Raw genomic sequence first — 24,092 nt, forward strand, 5'->3', positions numbered from 1 at the left:
AATCTTGTCATATCCTTTATGATAGTCAGAACAATTTAGGGTAGCAACCTGCTGCAATCAGTGAGTAATCTCCGGTCGATCAGCAAGTCGAGACGTACCCTTCCCTTGTCTCCGCCGATAAACGCATGGTTGTCTTTATTAATAGTTTATTAGGATTTTTTATACTATGGAAGTCTTTGAAAAAAAGAACATAAATAAGGTTTTAGCTATTGTTAAAAGTATTTGTTACTTGTTATTGCTCAGTTTTATTTTCTGCTTCGGGAATGTTCAAGCGGCATTAGCTCATACTCCACACGATGATATTTATCAGGTAGAATTATCTCCCACCTATGACCAAGATGAAACCTTGTACATTATAGTCAGAGGCATCTATTTGAAATCAACCGATGGGGGTCAGAGCTGGAAGAGAATCGTGAGAGGTTTGGATAATATTAATAACTTAGCGGCGTTATCCACCTATGCTCAAACTAATAAAACTCTCTTTTTATCATCATTTGGAGATGGGATTTACAAATCAGACGATGCCGGAGAGTCCTGGATGAAAACTAACAAGGGATTGGATAGTTTAGATATTGACTTAATTTCTATATCTCCTCACGACGCTGACGTTGTCTTAGCTACTGGTAGTCAAAAAGGACTCTATAAAACTAATAACGGTGGTGAAGATTGGCAGAAAGTGATAGAGAACGATAAAATTACGGCGATCGCTTTTTTGCCGGAAAATAAAAATAAAGTTATTATCGGTAATAATCAAGGAAAACTTAACTTGTCTAGCGATGGAGGCGAATCTTGGCAGCAACTTGCTAATTTCCGCCAAAGTGGTGCAGTAACTGCTATCGCATTTTCTCCTAATTTTTCTTCAGACCTTACTTTTTTTGTAGGAACGGAAAAAGCGGGAATTTACAAAACGGTGGATCAGGGTCAGTCTTTTTTAAACGTCAATCAAGGACTTTCAGATCCCTTGATTAAGGATATAGCTGTTGTATCGGATAGTCAAAATAATTTGACTTTATTAGCTTCCGCCGGAAATCAAGGAATTTTTCGCTCGAAAAATGGGGGAAAAACTTGGGAGAAATACAGTCAAAGTCTGACTAAAGATGTTCAAGCCGATTCACCAAGTTTTGAGGATAGAGATCATTTCAGTTATTTGAGAATTTCGCCAAATTTTACTGAAGATAAAACAGTATTTTTGGCGGGATTTAATGGGCTGTTTAAATCGACAGATGGGGGTCGGGTTTGGCAAGAGCTAGAAACATTGTCTCCTCGAACGATTATCGCCTTAGACGTATCACCAGATTATCAGAATGATTCGACAATTGCTATCGCGGCTTACAATAAGGAGGCGTATATCAGCAACGATCAAGGAAATAGCTGGCGTCCAATTAACAAAGGTTTAACTATTCCTCGTTACAAAAAAGATTTAGCCAACCCAATTTTCATAGAAGTCCCCCGTTTTTACGAAATTATGTTTTCTCCCAATTATCGTAATGACAAAACTCTATTTGCTGTTTTGGCTTATAAAGTTTTAAAGTCTACAGATGGAGGAAACAATTGGGATTTAATTCCTATAAAACCAGTTCATGGGTATTCAACGAGGGGAATGACTATGGCTATTTCAGCGGATTTTGTTAAAGATAAAACAGTTTATTTAGCTACTAAATATGGCGGGCTTATTTACAAATCAACGAACGGAGGTAAAAACTTTTCGGTCGCAGGTAAGATAGATCATGCCCTAAATGCTTTGGTAATTTCTCCCAATTTTTCATCGGATCAAACTCTTTATGCATCAAGTCCTGACGGGATTTACCAAACCGTTGATGGGGGGGCTACTTGGGAATTAACAACGGATAGTCCTGAGTTAGGAGATAAAACGTGGTCACAGTTAGCGATTTCCCCGAATTATCAGGCTGATCAAACGGTTATAGCCGGGAGTGATAAAGGTCTCTTCAAAACTAAAGATGCAGGAACAACGTGGGAAAAAATAGTCGGTTCTGCTTACGGCGGTAACGGCTATGTAGAAGCAATAGCTTTTTCACCCAACTTTAAAAACGATCAAACCTTCCTGGTTACTATTCGAGGAAAAGGAGTCTTTAAAACTGTTAATGGTGGGGAAACATTTAGTCAGATTGATGCTCTGATCGAGCAAAACCATTCATTGTCACCTCTACTCACCATATCCACTTCATCAGTTCCGATCAAATTTTCTCCATCCTACGCAACTGATAACACTATTTATGGGTTTGGTACGGCTGGAGCAGATGTGTTGAAATCAACAGATGGAGGTCAAACATGGCAAATAATTTCAGTTCCCAGATCTGAAAGCCAAATCGATAATTTTGTTACTTCTTTAAAAGTTGTAAATTTGGTTTTCCACATCTATCCTTTCCTGGGATTTATTGCTGCTCTAGTGTTAGCTTTGCCAAGTTACTTATTGCTCGGATATTTAGGCTTAGAAAAAAAATTACCCTTGCATAAATGGCAAATTAAAAGCGGTGGTGCATTTGTTGTATTTCTGGCAGTGTTACTTGTACTATATACCTAGGAAAAGTATCCCTTAATCCTGTCTCCATTTAATCGTCGCTAATGTTCTTGTAAATACCATCAGCAAAACAGACTATCTTAATTGGCAGTAATAAAGATGCTAAAAAAAATCTTGAGGAGTTTCTTGCAGTATATAGACAACCCATATTTGCGTAAAATTTTAGTGCGGATAGGAACGATTGATGAGTTCTACAGTAATCTTCAGAAAAGTCATCCAGTTTCTCCTGAAACCATTACTACGCCAGAAGTTAAGCATACTCTTTTTCACTGGAGAGCTGAATACCTGCAAAAGGAAACGTACTCTCTTCCACCTATCTACTCAGTTACTCTCAGGAATGTAATCTACTCTCCTAAATACAACATTATTCTGACTAATTCACGGAAAGTAATATCAGATTCCATTAATACAGATTTTTTTAAAGATCCAAAACAATTTAGTCTTTCTCATTTATTTTTTAAAAAAGTTAAAAAAATACCTGGATTTTGTAGTATATTTAGATCAACTAATAATAGCTACTATCACACATTAATTGATAATATTCCCCGGCTGTACTTGCTCGCTCAACCCGAGTATAGTAAAATCCCTGAAATTAAACTCCTCTTTTCTAATGAACTGACCAAAGCTGAAAAATTCTTTATAGATAAATGCTGTCCTAATAATGTAAAACCTGTCGTAGTTAATCCTCATCAACTTTATTCCTGTGAAGAGGTTATATTTCCCAGTTTTATGAGTCAACCCTGTGCTGGTTATTTACCAAAAGTATACCTAAAGTATTTTTTGGATAAAGTTATTCCCCAACGTTCAAGGCGGAAAAAAAATCGCATTTTTATTTCTAGAGGAGAAACAAAAAAAGGGAAATTACGCTGTATTTTAAATGAAGATGATCTTTTTCATGTTTTGAAAAATCATGGTTTCCAAAAATATAATCTGGAAAGGATGTCAATTGAAGAACAAATAGAAACTTTTTACGATGCTGACTATGTTGTAGCCGCCCATGGAGCCGGCTTATCTAATATCATTTTTTCAGATGCAATTAAACTGTTAGAGTTATTTCCAACACAGTTTGTATTACCACATTACTATTATCTATCAAAAGCACTGGATCATAGCTATCGATACTGGTGCGGTGAAGAAGAGAGTAGAGATGCAAACTTCCAGGTCAATGTTTCAGAGATTGAATCAATGTTAAATAGCTTTGAATAATAGCTTAAACCTATGCACATAAAACTTTATCTTAAGCAATTCATTGACCGATTAGGGTACAAAGTTTACAAAAAAGGGCATGTACCTATAGGTGTAGATTTTGACTCTGATATCGTCAGATTTTCTAGAGACTTACAAGTTAAGACTATTTTTGATGTTGGTGCCAATATTGGTCAGACAGCATTACGTTTCTATAAAATATTTCCTCATGCTAATATTTTTTCATTTGAACCAATCCAAACCACATTTGATCAGCTTGAGCGAAATACAGCTCGTTTGCCTAAAGTTAATTGTTATCATCATGCTTTTGGTTCTAAAGAGGATAATTTAAAAATTTATAGACAGTCCAATTCTTTGCTAAATTCGTTAGCCGATGAAGTCAACCATTATTCCCCAGAGAGTGAAATCGTCAAGGTAAAAACTATTGACCAATTTTGCCGTGAAAACGATATTGAAACAATAGATATACTAAAAACAGATACCGAAGGATTTGAGCTTGAAGTTATCAGGGGAGCAAAAGAATGTTTAGAGGAAAATACTATAAGATTTATTTTTTTAGAAGTAGGTTTCAGGTATACTGATAAACGACATATATTGTTTTCAGAAATTAACGATTATTTAATTGAAAAAGAATTTAGATTTTGTGGATTCTATGATTTGCATCACTCGAATAACAAGGGGCAATTTCTCTTAACTTATTGTAATGCTTTATTTGTAAATTTTAGTCCAGTAAAACCTCTTTTTTAGACAAAATGATTCACAGAATGCACTACCGTCATCTGATCCCTAATTCAACGGCTAAAGTTTTGCTATTTTGTTTGCTAATTCTATTAACATTAGGTGTATTTTTTCGCTTTGCTAATCTTGACCGCAAGGCTTACTGGTACGACGAAACCCGTACTTCTATTCGAGCAATTGCAGCTTATATGCCAACCAGTCCGGAAGCGGTTTTTGATAACCGGATTACTGGGATTGAAGATATAAAAAAATACCAGCAAGCTGAACCTCAAAGAAGCTTAACTGACAGTCTTTACGTCATGGCGAAGGATGATCCCAAGCATTCACCTTTATACTATATCTTAGTCGGGATTTGGGGCAGAATTGTTGGTGATTCAGTAGGTACAGTCAGAGCTTTATCCGCCATAATTAGCCTGCTAGGATTTCCCTGTATTTATTGGCTAGCGATTGAACTATTTGGCTCAAATCTAACAGCGGGAACAGCCACAGCTTTAATGGCTGTTTCTCCGGTATTTGTTCTCTATGCCCAAGAAGCTCGTCCCTATACTCTTTGGACAGTTACTATTTTATTGTCAAGCGTGACATTACTTAGAGCAATGCGTTTAAACAATCGAGCAAGTTGGGTAATTTACGCTTTATCTATAGCTTTGGGGATTTATACCCATATTTTATTTAATTTGGTTATTTTATCCCATGCAATTTATGTACTAATCATAGGTTATCCAGACGTATCGAACATTTTTGCTAAGAAAGAAAATACTCGAAAAATTTGGCTACCTCAAGTTTGGATAAATTACTTACTATCGACTTTTTTGGGGTTAATAACTTTTACACCTTGGGCTAAGTTTATCTGGGATCACCGCGATAATTTCCGTATGTCCTATTTGACTGAACAGAAAGGCAGTTTATCTTTTTTCATCAAGAGTTGGGTTCTGGAGATTAGTGCTTTATTTTTGGATTACAAGGGTTCTAGCTTTATTGATTTAAGTCAAGGAAAAGATAATAAGTTTCACTATTTAGTTTACCTACCTATATTGATATTAATCGTCTATTCGATCTATTATTTAATTCGTCGTACTCCCAAACAGATATGGTTATTTATTTGTACATTAATTGTCGTACCAATACTAGCATTAACATTACCAGATTTAATTTCTGAAGGAATTCGTTCAACTGTCGTTCGATATTTTTTTCCGTCCTATTTAGCTATACAGTTAGCCGTTGCTTATTTGCTAAGTTCCAAGTGCTTTACGGCTAATGTTTCACATCAAAAGTTATGGCAGTTAATTACAGTCGTATTAATTTCTGCTGGAGTTGTCTCTTGTGCAATTAGCTTGCCCGCCAAGACATGGTGGAGTAAATCTTACAGCTATTATAATGCTCAAGTGGCTGAGATTATTAATCAAGCCAACAATCCCCGCTTAGTGGTTAATTACTCTTGGTATAACTCGACTCAGTTGCTCTCTATGAGCCACATTCTCGAACCAAAAGTTAAGCTTCAGTTATTAGCAGAACCTGAAGTCGAGCAAATATCTCTAAATTTTAGTCCTGAACAAGATATATTTTTATATAATCCTAGCAAAGACTTTCAAAAAGACATTAATCAAGCTGGTTTTGAGCTAAAAAATATTCATGAGCGGGGTCAGCTTTGGCAGTTGAAAAAATAATGATAATTTATTGTTGACATGACTCAATTCAAAAATCAAATCATTTTTCCTACAGGAGTGCAATATTCAGATAGTGTTGCCGAACACTGATTAAAGGACTGCATTCCTTTTTCGACTAAATCTGGAGAAATATTGTTTTTTATTTTTCTTGGCGTTCGTATTATATGACCTGCTTTAATATTGCCTTTATGATCTCCCACATCCCGCATCCCGGTTGTTCGGAGAATTTGATAGTCTTCGGAAAATCCTTGTCTCGTGCCTAAAAAATCATGTAAAGCGTCAAAAACTAAATCTGTCTGCTCTAAAAGCTGGTTATGTGTGATAAATAAGCTACGCTCTTTGCTATTGATTAGCTGGGCATAATGTTCTAACATGGATAACCGTTTGACATAATAGTCAAGGACTTGTTCTTCACTCAAATGGGGTTTGAGTTCAGCGATACTCGCCAAACTTCTTTGGGGTTCTCTTAATAAAAAAATGCTGTACAGATTTTCGGAAACCAAAAAGCTTTCATTCAAAAATTTGTTGTTGTGTAGAACTTTATCTAAAATGTATTTTTGGTGCATACTCAATTTTTTTATGTCCGAGAGCTTTCTAAATTCTTGTGCTTGCCAATAAACCTTTAACATTAAACACTTAAAATCCGCTTCTGAAGTATATTGAATGTGAGTTTCCCCATAGCCGATAATGTCAGAGTTTGAATTTAAAATATGAGTTAATAAGGAAGAACCCGACCGCATGTGGCTGAGGATAAAAAGAATTCGATAGGGTTGACTTCTGCCAACGATATGAAAAGGACTTTGAGTTGTATCAATTCGATAGTGGTGATAATTCTGAATAATTTCGTTTTTTGTCACCCGAATCAGTTGACGTAGGTTTGAATCTTTCATTTAAAATGCTCAATCATTTATTCAAGTTTAAGCCAAAGAATTATTCCTCTGCCTTTTCCACGTTCAGTAATTCCGACCATTCATCTAGAAGCAGGTCATAGTGACCCGCTTGTCCCTGGGGATACTTTCCTTGCTCGACGAGTTTGATTAGATTAGGCAACGCTTGGATATAGTCAGAATCGTGTTTGGGCGGATGTAACGTCCAGGCTTGAGTTGAGGATAAATCTGCCCTAACAAAACTTGTATCCCGTAGCTTTTGACTCGTCATCGGCTCAAAGGATTCAATAGCGCCTTGAATGGCTTTAACTTGACGGCGTAACTTGCGCTCAACTTTTGCACATAATGATTGAAATGGCTGGGGTAACTGTCTAGACAGCATCGGGTAATATTTCCACATCAAGGGGATGGGGGCAAGTTGGACAAAGCGTTTTCGGTCAACGAGGTATGCCCTCATACTAAAAAATTTATGGGCATAAAAACCACGTTCATCTTTGATAAAAGGATTGGGGTGAAAGGCTTTACCTTCTGGGTGAGGAGGACCACAACGGGGACGTATCGCCGCGATGGTGGGGATTGATTCCATTAACTGTATGGCTTGGCTAATCCAGTCATAATCGGCGTCTTGGTGCAAAAGCATGTCCGCATCAAAATGGAGGTAATGATCCGTGGCGGATGCTTCTATACAGTACAGCGAGGCATAAACGGTTGAACCTTTCCAATTGTGTGTATGGTTGAGCATCTGCTGGGCTTGCTCAGTGCCAAAATACTTTTGATAGACATTTTTAATTTGTGCTGGGTTATAATCAACTTTGATAATTTTGTCGATGAACCCTTGGTCTATTAGAGTTTGACAAGCTAATTCTAATTGTTGTTGAGTTCCTGTATTGTATCGATAGCGCTTATCTCCACTCAGCGGTGCCGTATCCATCGCCAAAACCCGTTCGGTAAAGGGATAATGACAGGCACGAATCAGATGTGGAATTGTTTGTAGCATGTAGGGTACATCTGTTCTAGCTACCAGTAGCCATAGTGACACGGGAACATTCATCGCCCTCCTCCCAATTTGTTTTCTTTGTTGAAAAGTATAGGCTTAATTTTAACTGATTTATTTGTCACTAGAGTTTAGACGACGATTTTTCAGCCCACTGCCATTAATGATACACTCGTTGAGTGCCACGACTACAGGCAAATTTTCCCTGGGAATAGGTCGGTTCTGGAGGTTTTATCTTACCAGAAACATTGGCTTTACAGAGAATTTCTCTAGTTGTCAGAGTACCCGGTGTTTCATGGATATCCAAGTCAGTGGTAGGAATACGAAAAACGCCACCCACATAACTTTTCCGGTTAGGTTTACGGGAAATGGCGTAATTAAAGACAGAAGCACCATCATTATAAGTGGAATAGCGATAGTTCTTCGTCTGATTCGGAATACTTCGATTCAGTTGAGACAGGGAATCGGCAAAAACTGAGTGTTTTAAATAGTAAGCTTGCTGACTGCGGTTCATCGAATTTACATAATCCTTAGCATCTGGTTCAGGAGTTTTTTTGGTATACAAAAAATTTGGCACAATCAGACTGATTGCGATACTGGCAATGATAAACTGAAGGAAAGTCAAGCCAGCAAGACGACCATAGCGCACGCGATCGCGGAAGGTCAAACCATCTTGATGATCATAACGCACGCGAGACTGCCCCGACTTTTTCACGGAGTCTCCACCTGATTTTAAAGTCGATAGCGCTTGACGCGCCCCCGTAAACCGTCGTTCTGGTGCAGGTTCGGTCAGACATTCCAACCATTCTGCAAAATGGGGAGTGAGATTGACATAATCGCTAAATTGAAAGCGCATCTGATGTTGGGGTAAATCAGCAGGAGCTATTCCCGTTAATAAATGAATTAATGTCGCCCCTAATGCATAGAGATCTGAAGCGGGAACGACTTTTCCCCAAAGTTGTTCTGGTGGTGTATAGCCACTAGTTCCCACTACTGTAAATGTTACACCTTCTGCTGTGGCTCGGTCTTGTACAGCACCAAAATCAACCAGATAAACCTGTCCATCCTGGCTCAAAATTAAATTACTCGGTTTAATATCACGATGAAATACAGGGGGCGACAATTCATGCAAATAAATAAGAATTTCTAAAATACTCTCGGCAACTTGACAAACCTCTGCTTCTGTGAATCGTTTCCCCTGATCTAATAGCGTTTGTAAAGAGTCACCAGGAATGTAATCTTGGACTAAGCCAAACCACGGTAATCCCTCTCCGAATTGCTTTTCAATGGTGAAGAAATCACGATACTCCGGAATTCGGGGATGATTGAGATGCTGAAGCACTTGCGCTTCTCGTTCAAATAGCTTTAACTCATCCCAATGCATCTGAGGGTTAAACGCTAACAGCTTCACCACGACAGGTTGCGGCGGTGACAGGCTAATGTCTTGGGCTAACCAAGTTTGACGTCCCGCATTTTGTCCTAATTTTCTTTCGAGTTGATAACGTTCCGCTAACATTTGTTTTTTCATTTGCCATTCGTCATTTTCTTCAAATATAAACGACGAGAGGGCGGGTTTTGTTAATAAGTTATCGGTAGATCCGTCAATTAAATCTCTAAACCCGCCCCCACAATACCATATAATTTTTGTTTACTACCCTTCTCCCCTTCTCCCCTCCTACCCTTCTACCCATCCTTGAAGTTCCTCAACTAACCAACGCCGCTCGTTTTCGGTTAAGGTTTCACCGAAGGAATAGCTAATCATCCAAGTCTCTAACCGTATCTCGGTAAAAGGGATTAATTGGATATTTTTGATATCAGTCAATTGACCGATATGACGCTGATAGGTTAACCCCAATAGTTCTCGTTCAATAATGAAGTGTTCTGGAGTCAAATAAAGACAATAACCTCCGAACAGATGACGCAAATTATAGTCCACTTCATTTTGGACTTTACCTAATTCCTGATTGGTAGCCCGCCAGAGCCATCCTAGAAACGCCACCAGGGGGAGCAAGACAAGAAACAATGTGCCATTGTGGGATAATGTGGCAAATAGCCCGATACCTAAGCCTAAAAAGATTAACCCGAATAGTAATAAAAGCGGGAGTGAACAAGCGGTGAGCAGTAAGTCACCTCCTAGTTTGAGAATATCCCGGAACGATCGCTTGGGTTGGGGAATTTTCAGAATAAGCTGCTGGGGCGATTGCTTAAGCTGAACGCGGCTACCCTTCGGTTGAGAGCGATTGGTTAGGGAATGTTGGGGATAACGATGGTGATGCAGCGCCTCTAGCGCCTCCGCCGCGCTACTAAATCGTGCGTCTAAATCCGGTGCAGTCAAGATGTCTATCCAACGAATCAACTGGGGATCAACCGAGACGCGATCGCTCCATTGTATCCGTAAATCCTGTTGGGGTAAGTCAGCCGGGGTAATCCCGGTGAGTAAATGGATTAGGGTTGCGCCTAAAGCATACAAATCAGAGGCGGGTACAGCCTTTCCCCAAAACTGTTCTAAAGGAGTATAGCCAGTCGTTCCCACTACCGTAAACGTTACTCCTTCTGTCACCGCCCGATTTTGCACCGCCCCAAAATCAACCAGATAAATGGGCACATCATCCGCCAAAATTAAGTTACTGGGTTTGATATCCCGATGTAGCACTGGCGGTTGTAAGCCATGCAGATAACTGAGAATCTCTAATACTGACTCAGCAATACGCTTCACGTCTTCTTGAGTGAACCGTTTACCCTGATCCAATAATTGCCGTAAGGAAGCCCCCGGAATGTATTGTTGAACTAATCCGAACCAATACAAACCCTCTCCAACCTGGCTATCCAAGGAAAAATAATCCCGATAGCGGGGAATTTGAGGATGGGTTAGCTGTTGAAGAACTTGGGCTTCGCGTTCAAATAACTTAAACTCATCCCACTGCATCTGAGGGTTAAATGCCAATAGCTTAACAATCACTGATTCTGGCGGGGATACAGACTGGTCAAACGCCAACCAGGTTTGGCGTCCAGAGTTATTGCCAAAGGGATGATGAAGGTGATAGCGATCGCATAAGACCTGTTCTGCTTGCAGCATTTCCCGGTAAGTCCTGATCAAGCCTATTTCTCTACTTTAACCGTATTCCTATCGGTTTATCTTTTCTCAGGAGATGATCTGCTCCCCCAGCTCCCCCATCTCCCCCGCGTTTTCCCCCCATCTGCTTGAAAACGGCTGTAAATCAGCTATCCTAGCGTAGGATATCGTTCACCAGAAAACCCCATGAACAGGAAAAATCGTATTGGTAGTCGTCATTTTTGGCAAATTTGTGCCAGTCAGCTCGTTACAGCAAGTTTATTTACCCTAGCCTTTCCTGCTAGTCCTGTCAGTGCTGGTGTCGATCAGTTTCAAATCTGCGCCGCAGAACTATTGCGTGCGGGTATCTCTAGGGAAAATGCAGCCAGAACTTGTGCTGAGGCGCTTGAACCTAAGGATTTATCTCTCTGTGTCCTAAAAATCGAAGAGTTAACCCCAATTGCGGCTGATGATGCGTTATTCGCTTGTATGCGTGTCCGGCGTCCCAAGGAATTGGCAAGCTGTACTGTTGATATTAACCAGCATACTCAAGGTTCTGATCCGGTTTCGGTGCTAGCAAACTGTCGTCGCAGTCTTCTACCCTTGCGTTTTTCTGAATGCGTGATTGGTTTGAGTCGCGAAATTGATTTTTCTGTAGAGGGTGCGCTAGCTACCTGTATTGATGCGGAGGATTTTCCCCGTTAAGTCTTCAAAACTTACTCATTGCTCCCCCAGCTTCCCCAGCTTCCCCCGCTCCCCCTCTACCTATTGCCTTTTACGACTGAATCGGAATCTCAATTACAAACTCTGTACCGTTTCCCCTCTCACTCGTGACATCTAATTGACCTCGGTGCTTTTCCACGATGATCTGGTAACTAATCGTCAATCCTAAACCCGTTCCAGAACCGACGGGTTTGGTGCTAAAGAATGGATCAAATAGCCTCTGACTTACCTCCTCTGTCATTCCTGATCCGTTATCCGCAATACGGATAATCACCTTCGCCTCGTCTACACTCTCCGTACTAATCTCAATCGTAGGGCTTTGGGATTGATCGGGAGTGAGTGGCGATCGCACAAATTCTTCCTCTTCTTCCCCTGCTTTCCTATCCCCTCTAATTAACCACATCTCACCCTCTCGTTTGAGTTTGCCATACTTCTCATCTAAAGCATCAATAGCATTGGTAAGCATATTCATAAATACTTGATTGAGTTCACTGGCATAACATTTCACAAGAGGCAAACTACCATAATTTTTGATCACCTCAATTCTTGGTCGTCCGGCTTTAGCGTCTAAGTGGTACTCTAAGAGCAAGAGCGTGTTATTAATATCTTGATTAATATCGACGAACTTCAACTCAGCCTCATGTAAATGGAAGAAATTCTTGAGCAACGATACAGTTTGGCGGATTCGTTCAGCACCCACCTGCATTGATTCTAGAAGTTTAGGTAAATCAGATTGAATAAAATCTAACTCAATTTCCTGAATTTTGCGATTAATTTTCTCAGTTGGATGTGTATACGTTTGTGTGTAAAGTGTAATTAGCTCAAAGAGATCTTGAATATATTCATTAGCGTGGTACAGGTTGCCATAAATAAAGTTAACGGGATTGTTAATTTCGTGGGCAATACCTGCCGCTATTTTGCCAAAGGAAGACATTTTCTCGGCTTGAATTAATTGGACTTCCGTTTGTTGCAGCTTGTGTAATGCCTCTTCAAGTTCCAAGGATCTTTGCTTCTCTTGCTGTTGGGATTGTAATAAGTGTTCATTTTTGGCTTGCAGTTCTTTTTGCAGGTTCCGTAGCGTCAGGTGAGTTTGGATTCGGCTAACAACCTCTTCCGGCTGAATCGGTTTGGTAATATAATCAACAGCGCCAATCTCAAACCCATGAACCTTGTTAAGGGTATCTGAAAGTGCTGTCATAAAAATGACTGGAATATCCCGCATTGAAGGACTACTTTTTAGTCGTTTACATACCTCAAACCCATCCATTCCCGGCATCATAACATCCAACAGAATCAGGTCAGGTTGAGCGGCTTCAACGCGCTGAATCGCTGTTTTTCCATCCGTTGCGACCAGTACTTTGAAACCGGATTTGGTCAAATAATTAAACAGAAAACTTAGATTCGTGGGATTATCTTCAACAATTAATAAATTTCCTTGGGCTGCTTTTTTATCCATTGTTTTGCTTGGGTATTCTCACAGTAAAAATACTTCCTTTGTTGAGTTCACTGGTTACTTTAATATCCCCCCCGAAACCTTTTAAGATCTGCATACAAGTATAAATACCGAGTCCTGTGCCTGTGGGTTGATTTCGTTGTTTTTCCTCACCCTTCAATGGTTTAGTGGTATAGAATGGATCAAAAACTTTGGATAGATTTTCTGGGGGTATTCCACATCCTGTATCTTGGACATCAATGTAAAGATTGTCTTCATCCTGCCGGGTGATAATTGTTAAGGTTTGTTCTTCCTTATCCCACATAGCATCTAGGGCATTACCGATTAAATTATCCAAGATTTGGGAGATATCAGTATAAACTAAAGGGATTAAGGGAATATGCTCATCCAAAACATATTTTTTTTTAACCTTGTGTTTAAATTGAAGGTTAGCCTGCCAAAAATCGAGTTCCTTTTTTAGGATATCATTAACATTCAGCGAAGTTAACTGCAAGGAGTGATCCATTTTGCTCTTGTGCATAAGATTATCCAGAATTTGACTCATATCCCAGGTAACTTCAGCCATCTTTTCAAGATAAGCGAATGTCGTTTCTGGAGAAACAGCTTCTTCGGTCATTTCTCCCGTAGCTAAACATTTATAAGATAAGATAAGCTGAATACGATTTCGTAAATTATGCACGATTCCCTGAGTAAGACGTCCGATTAAAGCGGTTTTTTCTTGTTCGATGAGTTGTTGCGTTCTCGCTTGAACAATTTCTTCTAGATTCTGATTTAAGTGGGCAAGTTCTTCGGTTTTAGTTTGCAGTTGATTTTGCAGATGATATAGCTTTATGTGAGTCTGAATTCGACTCAGCACTTCTTCTTGATGGATGGGTTTAGTGATATAATCGACAGCACCTAGTTTAAAGCCTTGAACTTTATCTACTGTGTCTGAAAGTGCCGTCATAAAGATGATTGGAATATCTTGAGTGGATGGATTTTGTTTTAATCGTTTACAGGTTTCAAAGCCATCAATTCCTGGCATCATCACATCTAAAATAATTAGATCAGGTTCAGTGACTTCAGTTCGCTGAAGGGCACTTTCACCATCTAACGCCACAAATATTTTGAAGCCAGATCGCGTCAAAAAGTCAAACAAAATACCTAGATTATGAGGTTGATCGTCAACAATCAATAGCTTGGGAGTTTTGGGAGTTAAATTGTCCATAAATATTAACGGTTTAAACCTATATTTATTTAGCAATTGATACAATATATAAATTAAACGACTCTAAGCTAGAGTATTTTTATGGCTTGTGAATTATGGCTTATAATTTAAGCTTTATTCAAAAGGTATATTGATTAATAATTTGCTCTATTTTCTTTAACTGAAACCCTCTAGCGAGATGATGAATTTGTGTAGCAAAGGGAATCCATTGACTGTTTACGTCTTGCCAATGCTGCGCTTGATCGATCATTCCTTGAATATCCCCCATTGCCAATAATTCCGACAAAATCGCTAGTTCTGAAGCAGGTGGACTAACCAGTGGTTTGGTATTGGTTTCCAATTCACCAGTTGTTAAATTTCTGGGTTTTTCATAAATGCCTTCCACACCTAAATGAACCATCAATAATTCCAGGAGTTGCTGGATTGGCACAGGTTTTGAGAGAAAGTCTTGGCATCCAGCCGTTAAACTCTCCTGCTGGGTCATCTCGAAAACATTAGCGGATATGGCAATAATAACCGTCTTTGCGAGCTGAGGCAATTGGCGCAGTCGCCGCGTTGCGGTCAAACCATCTAGTCCCGGCATGATTAAGTCCATTAAGATCAGATCAGGCTGAATCTCGACTGCCTTTTGTAAACAATCTTGACCATCGACGGCTTCAACAATGTTCAAGTTGAACGGTTGGAGTAATTCTCGTAAGAAAGACCGATTAATCGCATTATCATCAACAATGAGAAGAGTTTGCTGTTGTCCTTTAACGCCAATGAGTCGGCGATCGCACAATGACTCCGAGGCTTGTCCTCCTGAAACGTCAGACAACTCTAAATCAAACCAAAATACACTGCCTTGACCCAAAATACTACTAACCTGAATCGTGCTATCCATCAGTTGAACCAATTTCTGGCTGATAGCCAATCCCAATCCTGTCCCTTCAACAGCATGAGTGCGATCGCTTACTTGATGGAAGGGTAAAAAGATTTCGCTTAATTGTTGCGGATCGATGCCAATCCCTGTATCTTCGACTTGAAAACGAATCTTGGTGATTGGGGATTGGGACAGTATATCCCGTTCCTTAAGTCGGGCGGGTTTAGTCACGTTAGCCGTTTCTTGGGTAACGTTATCCGTCAAACTCGCCCCTACGCATTGAGACGCGCCATGACAAGACGCGCCATGGCAAGACGCGCCATGGCACGTCTCTACATCTTCAACATAACCAACTTTAAACGTCACGCTACCCTGATCCGTAAACTTCACGGCATTACTGAGTAAGTTGATCAGAACCTGTCGCAACCGTTTCTCATCAGCGATAACATTCTGGGGTAGAGGAGATAAGAGTTTGTATGTAAAGTCAATCTCTTTTTGCGTCGCACGTAGACGAAAAAGACTGCTGATGCTGCTGAGAAAGGTTGGCAAATGAAACTCACTGGGGTCAAGTTCTAATTTCTGGGATTCAATCTTAGAGAAGTCTAAAATATCATTAATTAGCGTGAGCAAATGTTCGCCACAGTGGTAAATAATGTTTAAACTCTCTCGTTGAGTTTCAGTTAAATTGGTATCGTTTTGCAGGAGTTTAGTATAGCCTAAAATGCCATTGAGAGGGGTTCTGAGTTCATGGCTCATCGTTGCCAGGAATTCGCTTTTCGCCCGATTTGCGACTTCGGCGGCGTCTTTAGCTTGTTGGAGTGCCACTTCTATCTCTTTATGCGCCGTAATATCCCGGGTAACACTCAACACAGAGCGAATTGTACCATCAGCATTCAATTCAGGGACGATGCGAGAGTGAAAAAATTTCATCCCCTTGCTGGTGGGAAAGTCAAACTCAATCAGTTGTTCTTGTCCAGTGGTAAAGACAGATCGCAAAGCTTCATCCCAAAACTGGGCTTTATCAGGCGGCATTCCCAACTCCTCATTGGTTTTACCGATAAAGGTTTGAGCGGAACATTTTGCGACTTGTTCGATTGCTGGATTCACATAGAGATGACGCAATTGATGATCGAATCGGGCAACAATATCCGGTGAATTTTCCACCAACGCCCTAAATTGTTGTTCGCGGTAATAGAGTGCTTCTTCCGTTTGCTTGCGATCGCTAATATCACGGTTGCTGGCTCGTTGACCTAGCCATCGTCTATCCTTACTATAAACAGGTTGGCAAGCATGGGCAATCCAACGGATCGATCCGGTGCGAGTAATGAGGCGAAAGTCTGTTGAGTAGACATGGGGATTGTCTAACTGTTCACGGATATGTTTAGTCATTCTCTGGCGATCATCGGGATGGATAATTGCCTCAAGTAAGCTAGGATCATTGAGGAATTCCTCAGCCTGATAGCCTGTGATCCGTTGACAAGAGGGAGAAACATAAATAAAGCTACCATCGGGATCTCGCCAATATTCCCAATCATAAGTAAAATCGGCTACGGTGCGAAAGCGTTGTTCACTTTCTTGTAGGGCTTGTTCTGCTTGTTTACGTTCAGTAATATCGTGAGCAACCACATAAACTAATCGTTCTTGCACAAACGGTACCGCTGTCCAAGAAAACCATTGGTATGATCCATCTTGAGAGCAATACCGATTCTCAAAGGACTTGATGGTAATCCCGGATGCCAGTTTTCTCATTTGCGCCTGAGTCGCTTCCCGATCCTCGGGATGAACCCATTCGATAAACGGTTGGGCTTTAATGGCGTCAGAGGAGATACCCAGGATTTTCTCGAACGCTGGGTTGACATCAATAAAGTATCCCTCAAAGTTAACAATCCCTAGGATATCTACAGAAAGGTTAAACAAGCGATCGCGTTCTTGTTGGATGTGTTGACGTTCCCTTAATTCGGCTTGAAGCTGGGAATAGAGTTCGGCTTGTTGGATGGCGATCGTGACTTGAGTTGTTAATGAACAGAGGAGTTCAGCTTCCCACGGCTGCCATTGTCTGATGGTGGTATAGTGATGAGCAATCAGTAATCCCCAAAGGGTTTCATTCTCCAGAATCGGCATCACGAGTTTGGATTTAACCCCAAACCGCCTGACGGTATCAGCCAAACAGGGTACTATGTCATCTTGTTTGACATCAGCAATGGTATGAATTCCCCCGCTACAGTAAAATTGATGACAAGCTGGGGGAAAGATTAATTCAGGCAGGGAATGTTCCTGGGGAACTGAACCGTCTGACGCTAAGGCTTGGGCGACAAGGTTTCCCGTACCATCGTCATGAGTTTGGTAAATCACCACTTGATCGCAAGCCAACAATTGCTGCACTTGGGTTACAGTGGTGTTAAGAATCTGATTCAGATCTAAAGACTGGCGAATCTGTTGGGCGATCGCACTAATTAACCGTTCTTGTTGAGCTTGCAGATGCACAGCAGCTTCGGCGCGTTGGCGTTCCTGAATTTCATGGTTTAAGTTGTCGTTAGTACGCTGAAGTTCTTGGGTACGCTCAATGACTCGTTGTTCTAACTCAGCATTCAAGCGATAGATTTGGGTTTCAGCTTGTTTGCGATCGCTAATATCGATAACTGTACCGAGCATCCGCACCGCTTGACCTGTTTGATCATAAATAAATTTTCCCTTCCCCTCAATCCAGTGAATACTCCCATCTGACCACACTACCCGAAATTCATGATCATACTCATGTTGTTCTAACTGAGAACGGTTCGCCGCTTGTTTAACGGCTTCTCGGTCATCCGGATGAATACAAGCCTCAAACGTCTTGTATGTGCCATCATACGTACCCGGAGTCAAGCCAAACAGCACTTCATGATGCTCTGACCAACGAATCTGATTTGTCAACAGATTCCAGTCCCAAATGCCCATCTGAGCCGCATAGAGAGCCAGGTTGAGGCGTTCTTCACTTTGGCGCAACTCGGCTTCTACCTGTTTGCGATCGGTAATATCTCGCAAAATGGATAAATGGCGATGGGGGATCACATTAGCGGTTGCGGCATATTCCGTCTCCCGGATTGTCCCATCCCGACGCCGGAGACGAAACTCCCCCTTTACCTGTCCCTGTTCCAGAAAAATACGCCACGCCTCTTGGAAATCAAACTCCAAGTCAGTAAAGTCTGAGATGCGACATCCTAAGAGTTCCTCACGAGATAAACCAAACAGCCGACAAGCCGCCGGATTGACCTCAACATACTGTCCTTGATCATCCGCGATCGCCATGGCGTCGAGCGCTTGATTAAACAGTGCCTGAAATAGGGATAAAGAGTGACTGTCACTGTGGCTATACATAGCGTATACTATTGATTGACTCTCATCGGTTTGGATGTGATGTGAACAACCGCTGCTCATCCTATTGACTACAGCATCATCACCCTACATATCGGATAAGGTCTAATTTGAGTTGATTGCCAACGTTGGTAGAGAAATTCTCACCAAAAAACGATTTAGCGGTAAAGACAAAAAATTGGGGGTGTCCAGTCCCTGTTTTCCTGCTCTCTTATGTCTCCCTAGTGCAAGAGCGAATTTATCTCCCTGGTGTCCCCAGCTTGAGCAGCTAGCTACAATGGTGAGCATTTTCCTCGATTTGAGGGAAAACAAACCCTTATTTGTAAACTACTATACAGTAACTTAGCAACGTATGAATTAAGTCTTGCACCATCCCCAGGCAAGTCGATTTATAAATGTACCCTTGCTCCCTCAGCTCCCTCAGCTTCCCCAGCTTCCCCAGCTCCCCCTCACCTCACCACTTATTCAGCAGACCCTAACTATGGTTCAATCACCAGCGAAACTGATATCCGTTGATGAATTCATCACTCACTATGGTGACGATAATTGCTATGAACTCATTGATGGGGAATTAATCGAAATCGAACCCACAGGACCCCATGAACAAGTTGCAGATTTTGTTGGGCGCAAGCTGAACGTTGAGATTGACCGCCACGATAATCCTTATTGTATTCCCCATCGTTGTCTGATCAGACTTTTAGGAACAGATACCGCCTTTCGTCCTGACGTAATCGTTTTAAATCAAACTCAATTAATCCATGAACCATTGTGGCAGCAGGAACCTGTCATCACTCTAGGAAAAACAATCAAGCTAGTTGTTGAAGTTGTCAGTGCTAATTGGCAAAATGATTATGCTCGAAAGGTTGAAGATTATGCCATTTTAGGAATTCCTGAATATTGGATTGTGGACTATCTGGGAATTGGTGGTAGAGAGTATATTGGTAAACCCAAACAGCCAACTCTCACTATTTGCAACTTAGTTGAAGATGAGTATCAAAAGCAATTATTTCGGGGAGATGATTTGCTCGTATCCTCTATCTTTTCAGAGTTACAACTCACAGCGAAACAAATTTTCAATAGTAGCACATTAGGAACGGCGACGTAAGAGCAGTAAGTTCCCCTTCTCCCCTGCAAAAAAAGCAAAGCATCCTTTGTCCTCCCTCCTCGCAGGGGGAATGAGGGGGGTTGGAGAAGGGGTTAGGGGATGAGGGTGAAAAGTTTACGAGTAACATTTTCAGCCAATAACATCCAGAACAAAACGCCTTACCAACACCAAAACCTCTGGCAAAATCTGATGCGCCATATCAAATTCTTGATACGTCACCGCGATTCCCAACGCCTTTAAATTGTCTCTGGCGTGTTGTGCTTTACTCACAGGCACAACCGGATCTTGTCTACCATGCACGATCAAAACTGGGGGTAACGATTCCCGTGTCAGTTGAGCCGAATCATGCCAGTAGCCACTCATTGCAACTAAGGCGGCGCAGGGTAATCTTAACCCCACATCTAACGCCATCGCTCCCCCTTGGGAAAATCCACTTAAAATGGTGCGGGATAGGGGAACGCCTGTACTTTCTTCCAGAGAGGTTAACCAGTCGAGCAACTTTTGACGACTTTCCTCTAACCCCTGATTATCTTGGCTTTCCAGCGCATACCAGGCATTGCCCCAGGGGACATTGGGATGAGGAAACGGAGCATCGGGAAATAGAAACTGGACATTGGGCAAGTCTAATGCTGAGGCTAATGGAACTAAATCCTGAGAGTTAGCCCCCCAGCCATGTAAGCACACCATCAAGTGGGTTGGGGATTGACCATTGGTGGGTCCAATAGTGACGGATTCTAAAGACAAAGACTGAGATCCTAAATCAGAGGTTGTTGGATTTCTAGCAGATGGAGAACGGTTTTGGCAAGCGTTCAACCCCAAAACTGTTCCCAGTGTGGCACAGCCTTTTAAGAAAAATCGCCGTCCCATTAATTTCAATCGAGACTCTGGCATTTGCTACGTGCGTGCCAATGTTAAATATATTGCACCTATTAACGAAGACTATGTTTCAGACGTTAATTAGCGATCGCGGATTTCAGTGATGAGTTAGGACAATTGAGTGGTTCGCCTGTCTAGGAATTAACCTGCCTTGAACGAGGTACTCTGGAATTGATTAGATGAGAACGTAGGATAGTAGCCAGTATAGCCGCACCATATTTATCTTGAATCTCATCACAGGTGGCTTCGCAAAGTCTCTCGACTTCATTGATACGCTGTTGAAGTTCAGCAATTTGTTGGTCAGTTTTGCTTCTGTTAGGCTGTATCCCAAACATTTCGTCGTTCTCCTCAACGAATTAAACGGTTTGCCAAGCTGATGTCCTAGCCCTCTATAGGATAGTCGGACTGTGCGATCGCGCGGTAGATTTAAGGTGCGATCGCGTCTGTTCTTTTCAATGTAACCCTACGGCTGATTGAAATTTGGATTGAGAAATGCTTGAGATTCCCCAATTTATATGTAAACTTTTTTAAATTATACCCTGTTTGAAGAAAAATAAAAAATGATAAGATTTGGAAAAATCTTGTCAAACTATGCTAAGTCGCCTTCACTTAGCGTGGCTCCAGGATGCCTAGCCCAGGTTGAGGAGGCGCTTGGGCGGAGTAGGTCTACTGACTAGGATTAAATTAACGTCTCCAGAATTCTGCTATGCCGCGACGACGTGGAATCCAAGTAGCGTCCCAGTATATCACAGCCGTTAAACAGGCTTGCGATCGCGCCCTGAATCTTGACCCCAGGTTGGACAAAGCCTTACAGGAACTCAAGCAACAACTCCCTAATCCAGATTTCAATCTAGATGGGAATGAGTGGCAGTTTAAGCAATGGTGGCAAACTCATGGTATCTCTTGGACAGAACAATTGTCGGCTGTGATTATTAAGTATCGCCAGATTGGTTATCCTTGGCAATTTAACTCTCAGCAAAATAAGCTGTTCGGCATTTAAACCTTAATGTCAATAATGACGAAATCCTTGTAGTGCGTTTAGCGAAGCCATGCCGCAGGCTTTGCATCTTGCTCGCTACTAATACTAACAAATGTTAACAAGCGTCAAATCCTTACTGTTAAGAGTTCCCCGTTCCCTGTTCCCTAATTTCAACCGTCAACGTTAATTTTATCCGACTACTTACCGAACCAATAATTATACAATTATAGAAAGCACTCATTTGCTGCCAATTCTGCTGAACCTATGTTTCCAGTTATTTACTCTGATGAATTTCTCAATCATGACAACGGTGGTTTTCACCCCGAACGCCCGGAACGATTGACAGCCATTGTCAACGCCTTAAACGCTGCACCTTGGGCAGATCAAGTTGATTGGCAGCTACCTACACCTGTAGAAAGTCGTCCGGTAATGCCTCTGTTGCAAAAAGTTCATGACCAAGATTACATCAATTTAGTCAAACAACTCGCCCATGAAGGTGGAGGGATGATAGATGGCGACACCAGGGTTTCTCCCCGCAGTTATGATATTGCCCTGTTAGCCATCAGCGCTTGGTTAGATGGAGTTGATCGTGTCCTCACCAGCAACAACCCGGCATTTGTCCTCGCACGTCCTCCTGGACATCATGCCGAAGGTCCACGGGGGATGGGATTTTGTCTCTTTTCCAATGCGGCGATCGCGGCTTACTATGCCCTAGAACAAGCGGGTATCCAAAAAGTCGCCATTTTAGATTGGGATGTTCATCATGGTAACGGCACCCAAAGCCTAGTGGAAAACGATGCCCGAATTGTCTACTGTTCACTCCATCAATATCCCTTCTATCCAGGTACCGGTCATCCTCGCGAACGCGGCGCGTACAATAATGTCCTGAATATACCCATACCATCAGGCAGTACATTCACACAATACCAACCCATGTTTGAGCAGGGGGTGATACCATTTCTCAATGAATTTCAGCCCGATTTACTCATCGTCAGTGCTGGTTACGACGCCAACGCCGATGATCCCCTCGCCAGCGTCGCCCTGAAACCAAAGGATTTTGGCGTATTCACAGATTACTGTTTGCAAGTGACTCACCGTATTTTATTTGGCTTAGAAGGAGGTTATGACTTGACTGCCTTAGCCAAGTCCGTTATTGCCACCATTGAACCCTGTTTAAACTTGGGTGAATAGTTGCCACTTCGTCATTCGTCATACTCGCTTTCGCGAGAAGCAAGCTACGTCATTCGTCATTCGTCAAAGAACAATCAACAATCAACAATCACCAACCAACAATCAACCCCTAAAACAGTTTTAGATTGTAACCCACCCCTAAAACCAGTCCCAAATCCGTCTCATCAGCCTCAGGAAATGCCACATTGACACGCACTGTTCCAGTAAATCGGGGAGGGATGGGAATATCGACACCCCCGGAAACCAACGGATCAGCTTTCCAGTCGTCATCGGGTTGCAGCAACACACCCCCTCCAACAAAAGGAATCACAATTGTTTGTCCAGTAACGGGAGTCTTGATCGGAAAATTTAGGCTAAGAGTAACTGATGTGGTGGTTTCGTCACCAAACATGACCGCATTGTGCAAGGAGAAATTCTCAGCAAACCCGGCTTTACTGACAATGACGACAGATCCTTCCCCTAAGTTGGTTTCCTCACCATCTAGACCAATATTCCCACCTACGCCGATATAGCTACGTCCCAATATTTTTAGGGGATTAACCACAGGGACTTGTGCTACCTCTGGAGTGGCGGCGACAGTTTGGGGTTGAACCAAAACCAGTGTGGGTTGGGTGTTATCGGTCGTTGAGCCAGACGATTGAGCCGAGTCAGAGGGAGTAACGGTTATATAACCATAGTAGGCGGAATCTGGCGTCTGGGCTTGAGCGGATAAACCACTACACAGCAGGGACGAAGCGGTGAAACCGAATAGCCAGAAAAAAAGTTTTGCCAAGTTCGGTTGCATGATTTTTTACTCTTCTATATTGAGAAAATCATGCCACAATTTAACCCACATTGGAAAGTGAAGATAGAGAAATTGAACCTTGCATCCCCACCTAACACTCGTCTAGAATCTCCAGTCTTCATCCCTGGAAGATGTCAAGCGGGTTGTAGTAAATCTCTACTACTATGTTGGATTTGAGCCAGAATCTGCATCGCTTCTGTCAAATTCTCACAAAGATAGTTGGTTTTGAAGTAAAAAGGCTTAAGACGCTCGGTCGTTATTTCCGCCGGTTCCCAAATGATCAGCTTCAATGGTTTTTGGGGATGATTCGTTGCACAAAGCGAATGGAGTATCATCGTAGTACGCACCTCAATCAGTAGAATGCTCCGGGGTCAGAATCCAGATTAGGTGTCCACCGCCAGACGGCTGACAGCTATCAGGACTTTTTCCGGGGTCTTTACAAAACTACATTCACAAAGGTGTCTATCAGGACGCT

Annotated in this window: 18 protein-coding genes; 8 read left to right on the forward strand and 10 right to left on the reverse strand. The window is 41.8% G+C overall.

The annotated features are described in order from the left end of the window. The first annotated feature begins 166 nt into the window (after positions 1 to 166). The 4 genes from RH949_RS05035 (at position 167) to RH949_RS05050 (ending at position 6,150) form a co-directional block, all read left to right on the forward strand. On the forward strand, positions 167 to 2,542 hold the full coding sequence (locus RH949_RS05035; RefSeq protein ID WP_446352126.1) for a WD40/YVTN/BNR-like repeat-containing protein: 2,376 nt from the start codon (positions 167 to 169) through the stop codon (positions 2,540 to 2,542). A gap of 96 nt (positions 2,543 to 2,638) precedes the next feature. Further along, positions 2,639 to 3,745: a glycosyltransferase family 61 protein gene (locus tag RH949_RS05040; protein ID WP_446352127.1), complete on the forward strand. Its 1,107-nt coding sequence runs from the start codon at positions 2,639 to 2,641 to the stop codon at positions 3,743 to 3,745. A 12-nt stretch (positions 3,746 to 3,757) separates the two neighbouring features. Next, on the forward strand, positions 3,758 to 4,492 hold the full coding sequence (locus RH949_RS05045) for an FkbM family methyltransferase (protein ID WP_446352128.1): 735 nt from the start codon (positions 3,758 to 3,760) through the stop codon (positions 4,490 to 4,492). Positions 4,493 to 4,509: 17 nt separating this feature from the next. Further along, a complete protein-coding gene (locus RH949_RS05050) occupies positions 4,510 to 6,150 on the forward strand; it encodes a glycosyltransferase family 39 protein (RefSeq protein ID WP_446352129.1) in 1,641 nt (546 codons plus the stop codon). A 35-nt stretch (positions 6,151 to 6,185) separates the two neighbouring features. On the opposite strand, the gene RH949_RS05055 is transcribed toward RH949_RS05050, so the two are convergent. From RH949_RS05055 to RH949_RS05070, 4 genes are all read right to left on the reverse strand, one after another. Continuing rightward, positions 6,186 to 7,040 (reverse strand): sulfotransferase family protein, encoded by an 855-nt coding sequence (locus RH949_RS05055; protein WP_446352130.1) that lies wholly within the window; start codon positions 7,038 to 7,040, stop codon positions 6,186 to 6,188. 40 nt (positions 7,041 to 7,080) lie between these two features. Further along, positions 7,081 to 8,034 carry a hypothetical protein gene (locus RH949_RS05060; RefSeq protein ID WP_446352131.1) on the reverse strand — a complete coding sequence of 318 codons (954 nt, stop codon included), beginning with the start codon at positions 8,032 to 8,034 and terminating at the stop codon, positions 7,081 to 7,083. Positions 8,035 to 8,191: 157 nt separating this feature from the next. Further along, positions 8,192 to 9,559, reverse strand: coding sequence for a protein kinase domain-containing protein (locus tag RH949_RS05065; RefSeq protein ID WP_446352132.1), 1,368 nt, complete (start codon positions 9,557 to 9,559; stop codon positions 8,192 to 8,194). 147 nt (positions 9,560 to 9,706) lie between these two features. Continuing rightward, the gene (locus RH949_RS05070) at positions 9,707 to 11,107 is read right to left on the reverse strand and encodes a serine/threonine protein kinase (protein WP_006101626.1); all 1,401 of its coding nucleotides are present in this window, start codon (positions 11,105 to 11,107) and stop codon (positions 9,707 to 9,709) included. 183 nt (positions 11,108 to 11,290) lie between these two features. Here RH949_RS05070 and RH949_RS05075 point away from each other — a divergent pair, with 183 nt between their 5' ends. Further along, complete coding sequence (locus RH949_RS05075; RefSeq protein WP_006101824.1) at positions 11,291 to 11,788, forward strand: hypothetical protein; 498 nt, start codon at positions 11,291 to 11,293, stop codon at positions 11,786 to 11,788. A gap of 70 nt (positions 11,789 to 11,858) precedes the next feature. On the opposite strand, the gene RH949_RS05080 is transcribed toward RH949_RS05075, so the two are convergent. The 3 genes from RH949_RS05080 to RH949_RS05090 form a co-directional block, all read right to left on the reverse strand. Further along, positions 11,859 to 13,262, reverse strand: coding sequence for a hybrid sensor histidine kinase/response regulator (locus tag RH949_RS05080; protein WP_006101605.1), 1,404 nt, complete (start codon positions 13,260 to 13,262; stop codon positions 11,859 to 11,861). Continuing rightward, entirely contained in the window at positions 13,255 to 14,466 is a 1,212-nt protein-coding gene (locus RH949_RS05085; RefSeq protein WP_006101822.1) for a hybrid sensor histidine kinase/response regulator, read from the reverse strand. The genes RH949_RS05080 and RH949_RS05085 overlap by 8 nt, the downstream gene beginning before the upstream one ends. Before the next feature lie 118 nt (positions 14,467 to 14,584). Further along, complete coding sequence (locus RH949_RS05090; protein WP_006101662.1) at positions 14,585 to 18,685, reverse strand: PAS domain S-box protein; 4,101 nt, start codon at positions 18,683 to 18,685, stop codon at positions 14,585 to 14,587. Between the two features lie 478 nt (positions 18,686 to 19,163). Here RH949_RS05090 and RH949_RS05095 point away from each other — a divergent pair, with 478 nt between their 5' ends. Further along, positions 19,164 to 19,787, forward strand: coding sequence for a Uma2 family endonuclease (locus RH949_RS05095; protein WP_044207811.1), 624 nt, complete (start codon positions 19,164 to 19,166; stop codon positions 19,785 to 19,787). 129 nt (positions 19,788 to 19,916) lie between these two features. Here RH949_RS05095 and RH949_RS05100 read toward each other — a convergent pair whose 3' ends face one another. Beyond that, a complete protein-coding gene (locus RH949_RS05100; protein WP_044207813.1) occupies positions 19,917 to 20,531 on the reverse strand; it encodes an alpha/beta hydrolase in 615 nt (204 codons plus the stop codon). 266 nt (positions 20,532 to 20,797) lie between these two features. Next, positions 20,798 to 20,998, reverse strand: coding sequence for a hypothetical protein (locus tag RH949_RS05105; RefSeq protein WP_006101743.1), 201 nt, complete (start codon positions 20,996 to 20,998; stop codon positions 20,798 to 20,800). A 371-nt stretch (positions 20,999 to 21,369) separates the two neighbouring features. Here RH949_RS05105 and RH949_RS05110 point away from each other — a divergent pair, with 371 nt between their 5' ends. Both RH949_RS05110 and RH949_RS05115 read left to right on the forward strand, forming a co-directional pair. After that, on the forward strand, positions 21,370 to 21,663 hold the full coding sequence (locus RH949_RS05110) for an NACHT C-terminal helical domain 2-containing protein (protein ID WP_006101625.1): 294 nt from the start codon (positions 21,370 to 21,372) through the stop codon (positions 21,661 to 21,663). Between the two features lie 243 nt (positions 21,664 to 21,906). After that, the gene (locus RH949_RS05115; protein WP_006101836.1) at positions 21,907 to 22,833 is read left to right on the forward strand and encodes a histone deacetylase family protein; all 927 of its coding nucleotides are present in this window, start codon (positions 21,907 to 21,909) and stop codon (positions 22,831 to 22,833) included. Positions 22,834 to 22,942: 109 nt separating this feature from the next. Here the strand turns inward: RH949_RS05115 and RH949_RS05120 are convergent, their stop codons facing one another. Then, entirely contained in the window at positions 22,943 to 23,617 is a 675-nt protein-coding gene (locus RH949_RS05120; protein WP_006101695.1) for a hypothetical protein, read from the reverse strand. Positions 23,618 to 24,092 lie beyond the last annotated feature (475 nt).

This window comes from Coleofasciculus sp. A1-SPW-01, from assembly GCF_040217205.1.
Lineage (GTDB): Bacteria > Cyanobacteriota > Cyanobacteriia > Cyanobacteriales > Coleofasciculaceae > Coleofasciculus > Coleofasciculus chthonoplastes_A.

Coding starts and splice junctions, on each gene's coding strand:
- RH949_RS05035 (WP_446352126.1), top strand. CDS start 167: ATGGAAGTCTTTGAAAAAAAGAACATAAATAAGGTTTTAGCTATTGTT.
- RH949_RS05040 (WP_446352127.1), top strand. CDS start 2,639: ATGCTAAAAAAAATCTTGAGGAGTTTCTTGCAGTATATAGACAACCCA.
- RH949_RS05045 (WP_446352128.1), top strand. CDS start 3,758: ATGCACATAAAACTTTATCTTAAGCAATTCATTGACCGATTAGGGTAC.
- RH949_RS05050 (WP_446352129.1), top strand. CDS start 4,510: ATGCACTACCGTCATCTGATCCCTAATTCAACGGCTAAAGTTTTGCTA.
- RH949_RS05055 (WP_446352130.1), bottom strand. CDS start 7,040: ATGAAAGATTCAAACCTACGTCAACTGATTCGGGTGACAAAAAACGAA.
- RH949_RS05060 (WP_446352131.1), bottom strand. CDS start 8,034: ATGCTACAAACAATTCCACATCTGATTCGTGCCTGTCATTATCCCTTT.
- RH949_RS05065 (WP_446352132.1), bottom strand. CDS start 9,559: ATGAAAAAACAAATGTTAGCGGAACGTTATCAACTCGAAAGAAAATTA.
- RH949_RS05070 (WP_006101626.1), bottom strand. CDS start 11,107: ATGCTGCAAGCAGAACAGGTCTTATGCGATCGCTATCACCTTCATCAT.
- RH949_RS05075 (WP_006101824.1), top strand. CDS start 11,291: ATGAACAGGAAAAATCGTATTGGTAGTCGTCATTTTTGGCAAATTTGT.
- RH949_RS05080 (WP_006101605.1), bottom strand. CDS start 13,262: ATGGATAAAAAAGCAGCCCAAGGAAATTTATTAATTGTTGAAGATAAT.
- RH949_RS05085 (WP_006101822.1), bottom strand. CDS start 14,466: ATGGACAATTTAACTCCCAAAACTCCCAAGCTATTGATTGTTGACGAT.
- RH949_RS05090 (WP_006101662.1), bottom strand. CDS start 18,685: ATGTATAGCCACAGTGACAGTCACTCTTTATCCCTATTTCAGGCACTG.
- RH949_RS05095 (WP_044207811.1), top strand. CDS start 19,164: ATGGTTCAATCACCAGCGAAACTGATATCCGTTGATGAATTCATCACT.
- RH949_RS05105 (WP_006101743.1), bottom strand. CDS start 20,998: ATGTTTGGGATACAGCCTAACAGAAGCAAAACTGACCAACAAATTGCT.
- RH949_RS05110 (WP_006101625.1), top strand. CDS start 21,370: ATGCCGCGACGACGTGGAATCCAAGTAGCGTCCCAGTATATCACAGCC.
- RH949_RS05115 (WP_006101836.1), top strand. CDS start 21,907: ATGTTTCCAGTTATTTACTCTGATGAATTTCTCAATCATGACAACGGT.
- RH949_RS05120 (WP_006101695.1), bottom strand. CDS start 23,617: ATGCAACCGAACTTGGCAAAACTTTTTTTCTGGCTATTCGGTTTCACC.